Origin of the sequence: Promicromonospora sp. NPDC019610, assembly GCF_044389365.1 — a bacterium.
In the GTDB taxonomy this organism is placed as follows: domain Bacteria; phylum Actinomycetota; class Actinomycetes; order Actinomycetales; family Cellulomonadaceae; genus Promicromonospora.
Window position 1 is genome coordinate 589,009 of the sequence record NZ_JBIRXX010000004.1, and the last position, 17,080, is coordinate 606,088.

At 66.1% G+C, this 17,080-nt stretch carries 7 protein-coding genes; all 7 read left to right on the top strand.

Going from position 1 to position 17,080, the window contains the following annotated elements:
* Nucleotides 1–21 precede the first annotated feature (21 nt).
* Nucleotides 22–9,216 carry a DNRLRE domain-containing protein gene (locus tag ACH45N_RS27655; RefSeq protein ID WP_397399461.1) on the top strand — a complete coding sequence of 3,065 codons (9,195 nt, stop codon included), beginning with the start codon at nt 22–24 and terminating at the stop codon, nt 9,214–9,216.
* A 55-nt stretch (nt 9,217–9,271) separates the two neighbouring features.
* Entirely contained in the window at nt 9,272–10,201 is a 930-nt protein-coding gene (locus ACH45N_RS27660; protein WP_397399463.1) for a hypothetical protein, read from the top strand.
* Nucleotides 10,202–10,859: 658 nt separating this feature from the next.
* Entirely contained in the window at nt 10,860–12,821 is a 1,962-nt protein-coding gene (locus ACH45N_RS27665) for a hypothetical protein (protein ID WP_397399518.1), read from the top strand.
* A 14-nt stretch (nt 12,822–12,835) separates the two neighbouring features.
* Nucleotides 12,836–14,191 carry an RHS repeat-associated core domain-containing protein gene (locus ACH45N_RS27670; protein ID WP_397399465.1) on the top strand — a complete coding sequence of 452 codons (1,356 nt, stop codon included), beginning with the start codon at nt 12,836–12,838 and terminating at the stop codon, nt 14,189–14,191.
* Nucleotides 14,192–14,246: 55 nt separating this feature from the next.
* A complete protein-coding gene (locus tag ACH45N_RS27675) occupies nt 14,247–14,684 on the top strand; it encodes a DUF5959 family protein (RefSeq protein ID WP_397399467.1) in 438 nt (145 codons plus the stop codon).
* Nucleotides 14,685–14,864: 180 nt separating this feature from the next.
* A complete protein-coding gene (locus ACH45N_RS27680) occupies nt 14,865–15,476 on the top strand; it encodes a hypothetical protein (RefSeq protein WP_397399469.1) in 612 nt (203 codons plus the stop codon).
* A gap of 156 nt (nt 15,477–15,632) precedes the next feature.
* Nucleotides 15,633–17,003, top strand: a complete 1,371-nt coding sequence (locus tag ACH45N_RS27685) for a M15 family metallopeptidase (protein ID WP_397399471.1) — start codon at nt 15,633–15,635, stop codon at nt 17,001–17,003.
* Nucleotides 17,004–17,080: the final 77 nt, after the last annotated feature.

Here is a 17,080-nt window from a genome sequence, read left to right on the forward strand (position 1 = left end):
GCGCTGCTCAGGGGAGTTTCGATGGTGCGCAGGGCGACGGGTCCGGTGGCGGTTGCGACGACGATGCCCGGCTCGGGCGTGCGGTGGTGGGTGCGCGCGTCGACCGTGGCGGTGACCGCGGCGGCGCTGGTCGGCGTGTACCTGGTGCCGGCGGCACCTGCCCTCGCGGCGCCCGACGACGGGCTCTCCGAGGCGGATCGCGCGGCTGCGGCGGAGGCCGCGGCCCCGCCGTCCGACACCTCGCCCGACCAGGACCGGGACAAGAGCGGGAACTGGTTCACGGACCTGTTCGGCGGCGGTGACGACGAGCCCGAGGGCGACCCGATCCCCGCGGACGCCCCGCTCGCGACGCAGCAGCACCCGGTCGACGCGCCGATCGCGACGGCCGGTGAGCCGGGCGAGCGGGTTCGCGAGCTGACGGGCAAGCGCACGGTCAACACCCGCACGTTCCTGCTGGACGACGGCCAGCGCCAGGTCGAGCTCTCCGCGGAGCCGCTGTTCTACGAGACCGCACGCGACGGTCTGGCCGAGATCGACACGACCGTTGCCGCGACCGGCAAGGCCGTGGCGGGCGCGGAGGCCAAGGGTCTGTCCGCGAAGGCGGGCAAGGCCGCGACCTCGGACGGCTGGTCCCACGCGAGCGTGGCGAACACGGCACGCGCGTACTTCGGCCAGCGGCCGGACCGGGTGCTGCGGGTGGAGGACGCCGCGGGCCGCGGCGTGACCGTCGGGCTGCCCGACGCCGAGGGGGACGACCTGTCCTCCCCGCGGGTCGACGGTGACACGGTCACGCACCGGGACGTCGCGGCGCTGGGCGGTGCGGACCTGTCGTACGAGGTGCTGCCCGGTCGGGTCAAGGAGTCGATCGTCCTGGCCGAGGCCCCGAGTGGCGCCGACCCGGCCGAGTTCACGTTCACGCTGTCCGACCTGGGCGACCTGACCCCGCGGGTCGAGGACGACGGCTCGATCGGCTTCTATTCCGAGCTCGACCCCGAGCCGGTGGCGTCGATCCCCGCGGGCGTGATGTGGGACTCGCGCGAGGCCGAGACCACGCACGACGGCAAGCTGTCCGCTCCCGACGAGCAGGGCGCGGCCGTCTCGACGGACGTGGGCTACGAGCTGGAGCGTGCGCGCGGCGGTGCGGGCAAGGGCGCCTGGACCCTGACCGTGACGCCGGACCGGGAGTGGCTCACCGACGAGGCGCGGGTGTGGCCGGTGACGGTGGACCCGACGATCATCGTCTCGCCGACGGGTGCGTTCTCGAAGGACACGATGATCCTGTCGGAGGCGCCGACGACCAGCTACTACGCGTCGTCGCGGCTCTCGGTCGGTCGTACCGAGGGTGGGGTCGCGCGCTCGATGGTGCAGTTCCCGCCGCTGACGGGTACGAACGGTGTGGTACCGGTGGGTGCGAACGTCACGCACGCCGACCTGGAGCTGTACTTCGACCAGGCGCACACCGACTGGGCGACGCGCGTGCCGCTGGAGGTGCGTGAGGTCACCGCACCGTGGACGTCCTCCAGCACCACGTGGAACAGCGCGAACGGCCTGATGGGCGCGGTCGCAGGCACGCGCCGCACGCTGAACAACGTCTCGCCGTACGCGTCGGCGACGGGCAACTGGCCCGCCTCGGCGACGGGCGCGGACGGGTTCGGCGGCGACTACCAGTTCAACCGGGACACGGTCGCGGGCGACATCTTCACCTGGACCCCGGACCTGCCGGCCTCGGGGCTGTGGCAGGTGTGGCTGCACAACGTGACCGGTACCAACCGGTCCACGCAGGTGCCGGTGCGGATCACGCACGCCACCAGCAACCCGGTGCACACCTACACGGTCAACCAGCAGGCAGCGACCGGATGGAGCCAGGTCGCCGCGCACACCTTCGACGCCGGCACCAGCGGCAAGGTGGAGATCCTGGACACGCCGGCGACGTCGACGACCGCAGTGATCGCGGACGGCGTGCGGTTCATCAAGGACGCCACCGAGGTGCGGACCGCCGGCGAGATCGGCAAGTGGCACACCTATGACGTGAGCGGCACGGTCGGCGAGTGGGTCAAGACCCCCGCGCTCGACAACGGGTTCATGATCAAGGCGGCCGACGAGACGGCAGCGGGACCCGTGGGTGGTCCGCGCTACGAGGCGGGCGAGGACGTCTACGGCGGCGAGACCCGCAACATGCCGCGGCTGACGGTCACCTACGGCCAGCCCGGTGTGGTCATGGACATCCCGGACACCATCCACGCCACGGGCGCGGAGCTGTCCTGGTCGGCCTACAAGGACCCGTCGTCGTCCACCAGCGACAACCTGGTGGAGTACCAGGTGCACCGCTCGGTCTCGCAGACGTTCCAGCCGTCGGCCACCACGCTGGTGGCGCCGGTGGCCCCGGGGACGACGTCGTTCGTCGACACGACGGCGGTCCCGACCGCCGCCGACGCGACGGGCGAGGGCAAGCTGTACTACTACCAGGTCGCGGTGAAGCGTAAGGACGGCGCGATCGTGCCGTCCTCGACGCAGATCGTGCGCCTGCCCAAGGCCGGGCACACGACCAGGATCATCAAGGCCACGGGCGATACCTCGCTGGCGTCGGCGCAGCCGACGACCAACTGGGACTCGGTGCAGGACATCACCACGCAACGCTGGGACCTGGTCGGGAACGCGTCGGCGGTCTACGGCGACACGCGCACGGTCATGGAGTTCGAGGACTGGACGGTCCCGGACGGGGCGGTCGTCACGGACGCGCAGCTGCGGATGTGGCAGGAGACCACCGAGACCACCCGGACGAACCCGGACGGGTCGATGATCTACCCGACCCAGGGCGTGTACGAGCTGCGCCGCGCGACGGTCGACTTCGACGAGACGAAGGCGACCTGGAACGACCCGGACGGGACCGGTCCGGGCACCTGGACCGCGGGCGGCAGCTTCACGTCGACCGTGCAGTCCTCCGTCTCGAGTCTGGGCGAGGGCCCGTCGCGCCTGTCCTGGAACGCGAAGGCGGTGACGCAGGCGTTCGTGGACAACCCCACCTGGCACAAGTCGCTGCTGGTGAAGATGGCCGACGAGGCCGCGTCCCAGGACCGGTCCCTGTTCGCCTCGGGTGAGGCGGAGGCGAACAACGGTCTGGAGCGGTCGGGTCCGCTCCTGTCGGTCACCTATCTCTCGACGGCGCCGGAGGACACGTTCTACGCGCCGGACACCCCGGAGCGGATGACGCCGGGCACGACCTACCAGGTGCCGGTGACGGTCTCGAACACGACCCCGACCACCTGGGTCAAGGGCTCGCAGGCGCTGGTCGCGTCGTGGACGCTGCCGGACGGTTCCGTGGCGCCGGGCTCGACCTCGACGACGACGGCGCTGCCGCAGGACCTGTCGTCCGGGGAGGTCGCGGACATCACGGCGTCCGTCGTCGCACCGCCCGTCAGCGACGGGAACCTGCGCTCGGACTACTCGCTGTCGTGGGCGATCGCGAACACCGCTTCGGCGGCGCAGGCGAAGACCGCTCGCCAGGAGGCCGAGGCCGCGGGTGAGGACTCGGTCGAGGCCGCGGCGTCGGCCCGGGGCCTGGACACCGTGGCCACCGCGGACCTGGCCGAGCAGACCGAGGCCGGTGCGCTGGCCGCAGCCGGCATCGCGGCGCTGCCCGCAGGCCAGCTCAAGCAGAACGTCGCGGTCGAGGACCCGACGTCCGACCAGCTGGGCCTGGAGAGCTTCTACACCTACGCCGGGAAGAACACCGGCGCCGGGGCCACGGTGATGAACAACGTGGCGGCGGGCAACGCCGTCTGGTCGTACGACGCGTTCAGCAACCCGGGCCGCGGGCTGTCGACCTTCGCGCGGTTCTCCTACAACTCGCAGGACACCTCCGACACCGTCTCCGGCTTCGGCTGGTCGGCGCAGGTGTCCGGGCCGATCCGGCTCGGCGCCCCGCTCGAGTTCCACCCGAACAACTCGCCGCGCGAGGTCATGCTGCCTGACGGCGACGGCACGACCCACGTCTTCCGGCTGAACACCACCACGGGCCAGTGGGACGCGCCCGCGGGCGTCAACTACCGGCTGACGCAGACGGCCGGCGTGGACTGCCGCGCGTCCAACAAGGACCCGGACCCGGCGGCCTGGACGATGCTGCGCCCGGACGGCACGAAGTTCGTGTTCGGCTGCGACGGCTACCTGAACCAGGTGATCGACAAGAACGGCAACACGCAGCAGTTCACCTACGCCGAGCGCCAGTCGAACAACCAGCCCCGTAAGTTCCTGCAGTACGTCACCGACCCCACGGGCCGGCAGACGCTGACGGTGAACTACTGGACCAAGGGCCAGACCGGCTGGCAGTACGTGGACGAGGCCACCGGCAACCTGGTGGCCGGGTCGGGCGGGCTGAACAACTCCAAGATCTACGACCACGTGCGGTCGATCACCGATATCTCCGGCCGGAAGATCGAGTTCTACTACACCGGCAAGGGCCTCATGGGCCGGATGATCGACGGCGCGGGCGCCACCGACGCCTCGGGCGCGTCGATCGCCAAGACGTTCAAGTTCACCTACGACGCCGACCAGGGCAACAAGAACGCGAAGCTGACGCGGATCACCGACCCGCGGGGCAACGACACGGAGCTGTCGTACTTCTACCCGTCCGAGGGCGACGACCCGAAGGACCACTGGTCGGTGCAGACGATCACCGACCGCAACGACGGCGTGACGACGTTCGACTACGCCCCGCACACCACGGCCGGGTGGTGGAACTCGACCGTCACGGACGCCGAGGACCACGTCACGAAGTACGTGTCGGACGACTTCGGCCGCCCCCGGTCGGTGACGAACGCGAAGGACGAGACCGTCGACCTGACCTGGGACACGGACAACAACGTCCGCACGCTGACCGAGGCGAACGGCGCGGTGACCGCGTACTGCTACGACCCGAAGACCGGGTACCCGCTGTGGCAGCGCGACGCCGAGCAGAACGACGCCCGTGGCGGAGCTCCGGCCGCGTCCGAGTGCGTACCCGGCGAGACCGCGGAGCAGGCTCCGCCCGGTGCGCAGGTCATGGAGTACCGGACCTGGGACAGCGGATACGTGGCGCAGATCGCGAAGACGACCTCGCCCCAGGGCCGCAAGAACCAGTTCACATATGACACCAAGGGCAACCTGCTGACCGTCACGGACGGCAAGGGCATCGCGACGACGACGGTCGGCGACTACACGACGTCGTACACGTACGACACGTTCGGGCAGCTGCTGACGGCCAAGGACGCGAACGAGAACGTCACCGAGTACCGCGAGTACACCGACGTGGGCTACCCCGTGGTGACCGAGGACGCGCTGGGCAATGTCTCGCGGACCACGTACTCGAACGATGGGCGTGGCCTGGTCACGCAGGTCGAGGACCCGCTGGACGGGCTGGTCACGCAGGCGTACGACGCGTTCGGGCGGCCGCTCGCCTCGACGGTGCGTAAGTCGGCGGACGAGACGATCACGACGCCGGCGCCGGTGTACGACGCGAACGACAACGTGACCACCTCCACCGCGCCGAACGGGGCGGTGTCCACGGCGACGTACGACAAGACCGACCAGGTCACGTCGGCTTCCGCCCCGAAGTACACCACGGCCGGACTTGACCGCATCTCGAAGTATGAGTACGACACGGTCGGGAACGTCCTGAAGACGACCGAGCCCAAGGGCGTGGTCACGACCGGCGACGCGACGGACTATGTGACCTCATACGCGTACGACACGATCAACCAGCTCACCGCGGTGACCAACGCGGAGGGTGACCGGATCGAGTACGACTACGACGAGGTCGGCAACACGGTCGAGGTGCGCGACCCGATCAAGGTCGCATCAGCGGACATCGAGGACTACACGTCCAAGACCGAGTACGACCTGAACCACCGTCCGGTTGCAGCGGTGGACGCAGAGGGCAACCGGAGCACCACCGACTACGACGCCGATGGCCTGACTGTCTCGAGTACGGATGCGCTCGGGAACACCAGCTATGTCAGCTACGACGAGCGTGGCGCGGCCGTGGAGTCGAAGGCACCGCACTCCGGTTCCGGGGAGTCGACGGTGTACCGGACCACGAAGGTCGAGTACGACGAGGTCGGCAACCAGACCCGAGTCGTCACCCCGCGTGGTGTCGCGACGGCGAACGTCGAGGACTTTGCGTCGCGGACCCAGTACGACGAGCTGAACCGGCCTGTGCGCTCCTACCAGCCGTACGACCCCGCGGACAGCCGCTACGACGACCCGAACGTGTACACGGAGACCACCTATGACGCCGCAGGTCGGGTCGTGGCGACGTCACTGCCGCCGTCGGAAGGCCAGACGGTCCGCAACATCACTGAGGTGGAGTACTTCGACAACGGCTGGGTGAAGCAGTCGGTCGATCCGCACGGGATCAGTACGAGCTATGACTACAACGAGCTGGGGCAGCAGACGGCCCGGACGTTGACGGCTGCTGATGGGTCGACGTCGCGGACGATGGCGTGGTCCTACTTCCCGGACGGGAAGCAGGCTTCGATGTCGGACGAGGGCGCGCCGGTCGGGTCGAACGTGACGCTGGTGGACAACACCGACGCCCAGTCGACGTCGGCCACCGGGACATGGGCGACAGCCTCGATGGAGGGCGAGCAGGGGTTCAACCACCGCACCCATGCTGCAGGTACGGGCTCGGATGCGTTCACCTGGAACCTGGACGTGCCGGCGGATGGGACCTACGACCTGTATGTCACCTACCCCCAGGTGACGGGGGCAGCGTCGGGTGCGAAGTACCAGCTGACGCATGACCCGGACGGCGCTGAAGGTACGCAACCGGAGGTGGTCGAGCCGGCTGTCACGGTGAACCAGACCACGGGTGCGGGCGCGTGGCGCAAGGTTGCCTCGTACGCCCTGAGCGCGAACGAGTTGGCCTCCGTCAAGCTCGCAGTGTCGAGCACGGGGACGGTGGTGGCGGACGGGGTCAAGCTGGTCCGGGACAACTCCGCGGACACGGACACCGAGCAGAAGACGTTCACCTACGACTATGACGTCAACGGGAACCTGACCGGGATCGCGGACGACTCGGCGGGCGCGTCGGTGTCGTCGTACGAGATGGTCTACGACGAGTTGAACCAGGTCGCCAGCGTCACGGAGAACGCCACGGCTGCGGTGGTGACGGCGTACGGGTATAACCCGAACGGGCAGCCGGTGACCGTGGATCACCCGGACCAGGGCGCGGAGTACGGGTACGACCTGCGCAACCTGGTCAAGACGGTCACGGTGACCGACACAGCTGGTGCCAGCGCCGGGGACCCGACCACGACGTCGTACACGTACGACGAGCGCGGCTCCCAGGTCACTCAGACCAAGGGCAACGGGAACGTCGTCACGAACGCGTACTTCAACGACGGCGCACTGCGGTCGATGCGTGAGGAGACCTCCGGCGGGGCCTTGGTCGCGTCGCACGAGTACACGTACAACGAGAACGGCAGCCAAGCCACCGATGCCGCGTCCAAGCGGAACGCGGACACCGATGCGCTGCTGGACTCGACCACGTCGTACACCTACGACCCGGTGGACCGGCTGGTCACCAAGACCAAGACCGGCAGTGGTGCGTCGAGCGAGACGTATGTGCATGACGACAACGCGAACGTCGTCAACCAGACGGTGGCCGGCACGACGACGACGTACAGCTACGACCGCAACCGGCTGCAGTCCGCCACGGTCGCCGGCCAGACGGGATCGGCGTCCTACACCTACGACCCGTTCGGACGGCAAGCGTCCGTCACGGCCGCGGGACTGGTGATCTCCCGCAACACGTACGACGGCTTCGACCACGTGACCAAGTCCGAGAAGGCGAACGACGCAGGGACGCTCGAAGCCACGACCTACGCGTTCGACCCGCTGGACCGCACCACCTCGAAGACCGCCGACGGCGAGACCACCCGGTTCACCTACCTCGGGCTCTCCTCGGAGGTCTTGACCGAGGACGTGGCCGGCGCGCTGGCCAAGTCCTACCAGTACTCCCCGTGGGGTCAGCGACTGTCCCAAGTCACCCACCCCGGTGCGCCGGACGAGGGAGACGCGGACGGGGCACCCGAGGTCGGGACGGCGTTCTACGGGTACAACGCGCACACCGACGTCGAGACCCTGACGGACGAGACCGGTGGCACGGTCGCGACCTATGGCTACACCGCCTACGGCAAGACGGACGAGTCGGAGGCCACGGGCATCGACAAGCCCAACCCGGCCAGCCCAGATGCCGAGCTGTTCAATGCGTACCGGTACAACTCCAAGCGATTCGACGCCGGTTCGGACACCTACGACATGGGGTTCCGGGACTATGACCCGGATCTGAACCGGTTCACCTCGCGAGACATGTATGACGGTGCACTTGCTGACCTTGCCCTGGGCTCGGATCCGTACACGGGCAACCGGTATGCCTTCACGGGTGGTAATCCGATCAACCGAATCGAACTCGATGGCCATATCGACGGTGATTTGCGTGCGCAAATGCTCGATGAACAGGCCACCAATCTGCGTTCAGCGAGGATCAGCAGAACCCTGAGGGCTGATTCGACAGCTCGAAGCAGCTATTCGAACCTAACTCCGAACGCGAGACCGGTCGTTCCCGGCCCGAGCACCGCAGTACCCCAAGGGGTTATTGATCAAGCGGGCCTGATGAGGTACAGTAGCGCTGCGACAATCGTTGGGGAGTTCCTGCAGGAAAACCCTCGGAACTACCAAAATAATACGATAATTGTCAGTCGCGTGAATGTGAAGGTAAACGGCGTCGAGATGTCGAATGCGGTTGTATTTGTGAACGCGGGTTCGAGACTATCTGCGAAAAGCGACGTCATAAAGAGGCTGGACGCGATGGGGGTGCCTGTTCTCAAGGCAAAGCCCGGATCTGGCAGCCTTGGAGGAGGTCACGCGGAGGGGGCCGCTGCTGCGCTTGCGGGCAGCGCAAGCCAGCAGAGGGCATTGTTTGGGGGGACCATCAGCAGTGTTCCGGACTATATTTCAAGCACGAAGATATGCTCGTCTCAGTGCGCTACTGATGCAAGTACTTGGCTTCGTCGTCCAGGTCTGCTCTCGGTAGGGGATCAAGCGGTGCAGAATGGTCAGGTCAAGAATCTTAAGTCGGAGCCCGCCTTCAATGGGAGTGGTCGGGCGTTCCAAAAATTCTTGGGCATGATTCGAACATATAGCGCAGGTGGCGGGGCTCGAACGGGACCTTGGATGTAGTAAGGGCGGGCGCTGACGTTCCGCGGCGAGTTGAGAAGAGGTAATCACTATCGACGTGCCTGAAGGTTCGTTTCACGATGCCGAACGGGTGTACGGACCTCTCGATGAGGAAGTCCGAGAATGTCTGATCAATGTGCAGTCAGTGGACCCGTCGGTGTCGGAAGATGGGATTTACGGCCTATACGAACTGCTCGTCGGTGGGCGAGTCGTCGGTCCGATCACTCTGGCGGCAGTTCCATATGTGGCCGACCTCGTCGAGGAAGAGGTGGGGGACCTCTCGGAGCTGTTGAGGCTGCTCGGCGCCATAGCTGACAGCAACGATGAGGTCGGCATCCCGGAGGGATCTGCGCGTGCCGCTGTCGTGAACGAGCTGCCATTGCTGTTGCATTTCTTGGAGCATCAAGCTGCGGAGGTCCGGCGTCAAGCGGTCTACGCGGTTGCCCAGTGTCGACAGCCAGAGGGAAGTATCCATGCTTTGCTGGCTCGGTGGGACACAGAACAAGAGGATGCCGTGCGGGCGGATCTGCTGTTTGCCCTCGCGTTGCTTGACTCGGAGCGGACGATCGCACTTCTGACGAATGCGAATTCCCACGAGGCGACCCCAGTCCGGATGGCGGCGCACTTTATTGGGATCGACCTAGGCCTGCCATGGAAGGCAAAATCGAGGGACGACATGCTCGCGCTGCTTCAAGTGGGCGAGCGGTTAGATGGCAGCCCGTGGGTCGACATGTATGAGGGGCCACTCCAGGCTCTTGTCGAGCGCATGTGGACCCAGGGTTATGCCGACGCCGCAGTTGACCTCCTGACAAGGGCGCTCGTCACCGACTTCGGCGACCATCAGATCGATCTTGATATAGCCATCGAGTCAGCCTTGAATCTGGATGAGGATGATGACACTGGAGCGGGCGGCTCCAACGCAAGGACGTCCATGCTAATAGCACTGCAACGGAGGGTAGATAGCAGTTCGGCCACTACCACTGAATAGCGGATTCAGGGCGCTATTGCGTCCTGAAGGCTGTGGCATGATTGCAGGCCTAGGGAACCTATTCGCTAACGAAGGAATGCCCGTCTAGTGGTGACGCGTGGCCCGCTGCATTGCTGGAGCGCTCGTTCGACACCAATGGCCTCGGCGATGAGTCTCCATGCCTATCCTTAGAGGACGTCTGATGGTTGACCAGCGAGATCCTGGCTTTCGTGTAGGTGACGTCGTCGAGTTCTATTGTGAACCAAGGTCTGCCAGGGTGCGAGACGTTCGGAAGTACCTGGTCTCGGTGGAACTACCCTGGAGAACGTCAGACTCCAATGCTCCTCGCCCTTGGAGTGGGTAGATTGATCTACCGCTCGATCAGGACGAGATGGAGATGAGTTCTCCATGACGCATTGATCCGGAGCTGGAAGATCTGGTTCCAGGAGGCTCGTGCATCATTGGAATACCGCGTATTCGAGCGAAGGTCGTTTCTGTACGAAGTTTCGACCCCGAATCGGACTACGGTTACACCCCGCGCCCTTCCCTTGTGGTAGGGGCAATACCAACCGATTGGGTGGATGTCGACGAAGCGGGTTTCACTGTTCACATTGGTGGCGCCGATGGCATTGGGGTAGCCCCAGTTCGGTGAATGGGACAGTAGTTTTGACCCGGCCACCTGAACCACCGGCCGGTCTCGGCGACGGACGCAGCCGGCAACTCGAGCTCGACGGAGTACGACGCGGACGGCCTGGCGCTCTCCTCGACGGACCCGGACGGCAACACCTCGTACGTCACCTATGACGAGCGCGGCGCCCAGGTGGAGACCAAGACGCCGCACGAGAGCGTCGGCGGCGTGGTGCAGTACCGGACCACGAAGGTGGAGTACGACGAGGTCGGCAACACCACGCGGGTGATCACACCGCGAGGCGTGGCGACGGCCAACGCGGACGACTTCGCCTCAAGGACGGAGTACGACGCGCTGAACCGGCCGGTCAAGCAGTTCCAGCCGTATGACCCGGCCGATGCTCGGTACAACGACGCGAACGTCTTCACGGAGACGACGTACGACGCGGCGGGCCGCGCGGTGAAGACGTCGATGCCGCCGTCGGAGGGTCAGACGGCGCGCAACGAGTCCACGGTTGAGTATTTCGACAACGGGTGGATCAAGGCGTCCTCTGATGCGTGGGACATCTCCACGACGTATGAGTACGACGACCTGGGTGCGCAGACGGCGCGCACGCTCACCTCGGCGGACGGCTCCGCGAACCGGACGATGACGTGGTCGTACTTCCCGGAGGGGAAGCTCAAGACCAAGGCTGACGACGGCGTGCCGGTGGGGTCGCACTCGGTGGTGACGGACAACGACACGGCCGGTCTGGTGACGGCGGCGGGCACGTGGGCGACGGCGTCAGTGGCGGGCGAGCAGGGGACCGACCACCGTACGCACGCGGCGGCGACGTCGGGCACGGACAAGTTCACGTGGACCCTGGACGCGCCGGCGGACGGGACGTACAAGGTGGCGGTGACGTACCCGCAGGTCTCGGGTGCGGCCACGGACGCGAAGTTCGAGCTGACGCACGGCAAGGACGGGGACGGTCACGGCGGTGTGGTGACCGAGCCGGCCTACACGGTGAACCAGACCACGGGCGCGGCCGGGTGGAAGGACGTCGGCCAGGTCGTGCTGCGCAAGGGCGACCCGGTGACGGTGACGCTGAAGCCGTCGGCGACTGGGAAGGTGATCGCTGACGGGGTGCGGTTGGTGCGGGACAACGCAGCCGACACGGATACGGAGGCGCGGGCGTTCGCGTACTCGTATGACGTCAACGGGAACCTGACGGGGATCAACGACACCTCGTCGGGTGCCCGGGCGGATGACTACCAGGTCACGTATACCGGGTTGAACCAGGTGGCGTCCGTCAAGGAGGCGCTGGCGGGTCAGGACACGGCTACGACGTCGTACTCGTATGACGTGTTGGGGCAGCCGTTGACGGTGGGGCACCCGGACCAGCGGTCGGAGTACACCTACGACCTCGCGCTCGATGCTCGTGGACCTCTCACGTCTCTGTCGGTGGACGACCTGAACGACACCGCGGCGGCGAAGGTGACTCGGTACACGTACGACGCTCTGGGGCGTCAGGCGACGCAGACCAAGGCCAACGGGAACGTCGTCACCAACGGGTTCTTCCTGGACGGTGCGCTCAAGTCGCTGCGTGAGGAGAAGTCGGGCGGTGCGCTGGTCGCGTCGCACGCCTACACGTACGACAACAACGGCAACAAGGCCACCGACGTCGCCTCCAAGGCGAACGCAGACGTCGCGGGTGCGTACCTGAACAGCACCACGACGTACTCGTACGACCCGGTGGACCGGCTCTCCCAGTCGGTGAAGACCGGCAACGGTGCCAAGACCGAGACGTACGTGCACGACGACAACGCGAACGTCATCTCGCAGGACGTGGGCGGGACGGCGACGACGTACGCGTATGACCGCAACCGGCTGCTGACGGCGACGACGGGTGGTGCGACGGTGTCCTACCGGTACGACCCGTTCGGTCGGCAGACGTCGGTGGTCTCGGCGGGGTTGACGATCAGCCGGACGACGTACGACGGGTTCGACCACATCGCGCGTCGGAGAAGCTGAACGAGTCCGGCGGCATGGAGTCGACGACCTACGCGTACGACCCGCTGGACCGGACCGCGTCCAAGACCGCCGGCGGCGAGACGACGGACTACACCTACCTCGGGTTGTCGTCGGAGGTGCTGGGCGAGGAGGTCGCTGGAGAGCTGACGAAGTCGTACCAGTACTCACCGTGGGGTCAGCGGCTGTCGCAGATCACGCACCAGGCCGACCCGGAGGCGGGCGTCGAGGCGGGGGAGAGCGCGTACTACGGGTACAACGCGCACACCGATGTCGAGACGCTGACCGACGATGCAGGTGACGCGGTCGCGACCTACGGATACAGCGCGTACGGGAACGCGGACGAGGCTGAGTACACCGGCTTTGACAAGCCCGAGGCCGGCGCGCCGGAGGATGCGGAGCCGTACAACGCGTACCGGTACAACTCCAAGCGGTGGGACGCGGCCTCCGGGACGTACGACATGGGGTTCCGTGACTACGCCCCCGGCCTGAACCGGTTCACGACCCGGGATATGTACAACGGGGCGTTGTCCGACATGGGGCTTGGTACCAGCCCCTACACAAGCAACCGGTATGCATTCGGAGCCGGCAACCCCATCTCCATGATCGAGATCGATGGGCACCTGCCGTGTGCCGAGGGAATACGAGAAGTCTGCGCATCATCGAGTGGCTCAGGAATGCTAGCGCTTCTGGCGCCTTCGCCTCCCATCCAGACACTGACGCAGCAGCCGAGCAACTTCTTCGTTGACCCTAAGAGCGTCAAGGCCCCGGGGAACCGGCCCCCTGCGGTTTCGCCGCACGGACGCATTGGCGGGCCACTTCTGGCCCTGACCATGGTTTTGAGCCTCAGTGGTGACACAGCGCAGTATCGAGACAAAAAGTGGGAGCCAGATCTCGACCAGGCATCCGCCGCCTGCTCGAAGGCGACTGGGAACACGTTCCACTACAATCCTCTCGACGCCGAAGGGCGTGCCACGGGTGTGCTGGCATGTCTGAACACCATTGGACGCCTCGACAATCGAAGGCCTGTTGCTCCTGTAGGACTTCAGGCACCATGGGATGACAAGACGCATCTTCTAGCTCGGGAGCTCGGTGGAATTTCGCGAGACACTGGATTTGTTAAGGGGAGGCAGAACATTGTCCCAATGCATTGGGCGGCGAATCAGGACGCGGGCACCGGGATGGTGGCATTCGAGGCGAAGGCTAAGCAGGCTATCAAGAGTGGGAATGTTCTGTACGCGTCGATTCCTGTTTATCGACGGGGTCAGCTCCGGCCGGTTGGGGTGAATATGACACTGATCTCACCCGCGATGACTTGCAACATGTACGTCGCTAACGTCTCAAACCCCCAGATTGAGCCCGTTTGCTCATAGGTGATCAAGGTGAATTCTAGTCACCGTTCCGGTAGGTGCTGTCCTAGGAGAATCAATGGTCGAAATACCTTATGGATTGGCCCAATTTTCGAGCGACGGCGGGGCTATATCGCTGCAGATCACTCGTGAAGTTGTAAATCACGGTGAGGTGAGCCAGTTTGAACTACTGGTGTCGGTTGAAACAGAATTCGTGAGCGGTTCGGGCCGTTGCTACATAGACCATGCTGATCTCATTGATCTGGCCACTTTCATCACCGCTTTGGATAGCGGTAAATCGGCTAATTGGCGTGAGGGGCGAAAAGGATTTGGCCTGTCAGGGGTGGTGGTGTCCGGCCAAGCACTTGACTACTCCTACGAAGAAATTCGGGTGAAGGTGATCGATGATGACACTGGTGTGGCCGTAAGTGTTACCGCGTATCGTGAGGATGCCTGGATCGCAGAAGCTAAGAAGTCACTGAATTCGGTCCGTCGCATGATCGGCAGCGGAATTTGAGTGTTTCTTTGGCCGGCGCTGTGCAGGATGCATTGAGTTTCGAGGAAAACGAGCACGGGGGCGCCGAGGCTACGCCGGGAGTGCGGCGGCTTTAGTCGCTGCTACTGGACTCAGGGCGGAGGAAGAGCCGATGGTGCTGATCAGACCGGTCGGTTCTCGGGGTTGGCGACGGTGAACCGGGTGGCTCTGGGTGCCGTGATCGACAGGGTTGGCGTTCCGATGTCTTGGAGCGACCTGAGCATTTCCCTGCGGGCGATCGGCGAACAAGGCGGTCTTGGGGGCGGCCCAGAATTCTTCCGTGCGGAATTGGAGAGATTCGACCGACCTGAGTCGGGGTGGGTCGTGTGTCCTGCAATAGATCCGGCGCAGGAAGAGTTTCGGTACGACTTTGCAACGCTCTCGACGTGGCCTGCCGACAAGCGGATTGTCGGTGAAGGACGGCGGTCGGATCGCTGGAATCTGTTGCACGGTCTGTGCGGGCTGTACACCTTGTCCGTTGACATGGGAGCATCTGGCGCCGATGTGGTAGATCTGCTCACGAGGATCAGGCGCCTGGCAGATGAGTTTCCATCGGATTATCAGGTGCGACTGAATCGAAAGAAGTCTGACGGCGTCGACTTCATCGAGATCTGCCAAGGTCTTGCAGAGGATCTGCTCGGTGAGCTCCGATCGCACATCCAACCGCTGGCTGTTCCGATGCTTGAGGGAGCTTCCGAGCGAGCAAAGCTGTTTGGCCCTGCCATGTCGCCGAAGCTCGTGAGATTGGAACGAAATTCACCCCATGCGATCTGAGCGCCGGCCCCGGATCGGCGGTACATTCCGTCGGTGCTGACCCAGACACCCCTCTGGCCCGAGCCGCCGGCGCCTCCAACGTCGCCGCGGCCCAGGCGAGGCACGCGCGCCGCGGAGCGGAGACGCAAGCGGTGGACGATCGGCATCGTCGCGGCCGTGACAAGCCTGGTCGTCGCGGCAGGGAGCGCCTACGCGTTCGACATCTTCGAACCGGAGGCGACCAATCCGTCGTCCGCGGCGGGCGGAGCGCAGGCGGCGATCGCCGAGAGCGTGTCGCTCCAGACCGCCCTCACCGCGGACCTGGACGACGCCCAGGCCGTGCTGAAGAGCCCGGACGGGAAGGCCGCGGCCAAGTCCGCGCGTCGTGCGCTCAGCACGGCGATCGAGGACGCAGAGCGCGTGGTGACGTCCCTGAAGTCGGTGACCACGTCGCCGTCAGACACGGAGGCCGAGGCCACCGCGCTGCTGGAGGCGAGCGACGCGCTCGCCGACGACGTGCCCGCCGTGACCGCCGCGCTGCGTGAGGCGACCGGTGCGGTCGTCGCCTCGGGGCGGCAGGCCCGGCTGGCGCGGGCCGTGTCCGGGCTGGAGAAGGCCCGGGATGCTCTGAAGACGGCGGTGGTGGAGGGCGAGCAGGTGCACGCGAATTCGGCCGCGGACGCCGTCGGACGGGACGCCCTGCGCGCCGCGCTGGACGACGCGGGCGATCTGACCGCCCAGGCGGACAAGCTGATCGCACGGGCAGCGGAGGTCCAGACTGCGGCGGATACCCAGACTGCGGCGGAAACTCAGGCGGACGCATCTCCCGCTGCGACGGCGCAGGCCCGAACTGCTCAGGCCGGCAGTGCCGAGGCCGGCGCGGCATCAGAGGCGAGCGCCGACGTGCTCTCCGACGCCGGCCGGCTGACCAAGGCCCTGACCGAGGCGACCGCCGGTATCAAGGAGGCCGCCGCCGCGGTGTCGGCGGAGACCGCGGACGACGCGGCAGAAGCAGAGGCCGACACCACCGACCCGGGTGCGGACGACACCGGCACCGACCCGGGCGACGGCACTGGCACGGCCGACCACCCCGAGACTGCTCCGGCCGGCACCTGCCCCGAGCCCGACCAGGTCTGGTCCGCCGAGAACGGGCACCTGTCATCGTCCGAGCTGGCTCAGATCCCGTTCGCCTCAGGGCACTACGTGCGCTCCGACGTCGTCGGCGCCCTGGCCGAGCTGAACGCCGCCTACGCGGCGGAGTTCGGTGTGAACATGACCATCAACTCCTCCTACCGCACCTACGCGGAGCAGGAGGCCCTGTACGACCCGTCGTCCAAGACCGCCGCGCCGCCCGGCTGCTCCAACCACGGCACGGGCCTGGCGATCGACATCGGCGGCGGCGTGGCCGCGTTCGGGTCGGCGCAGTACGACTGGCTCAAGGCCAACGCGGAGGCCTACGGCTGGGTGCACCCGCCGTTCGCCGAGCCGTCCGGGCGCAACCCGGAGCCGTGGCACTGGCAGTCGGTCAAGGCACCGAACAGCTACTGAAGTGCTCAGGGCCCTTCGATGGCCACGGCGATGAGGGCTCTGTGGGCGCGGCTCCCGAACGGGCGGTCGTGGACCTC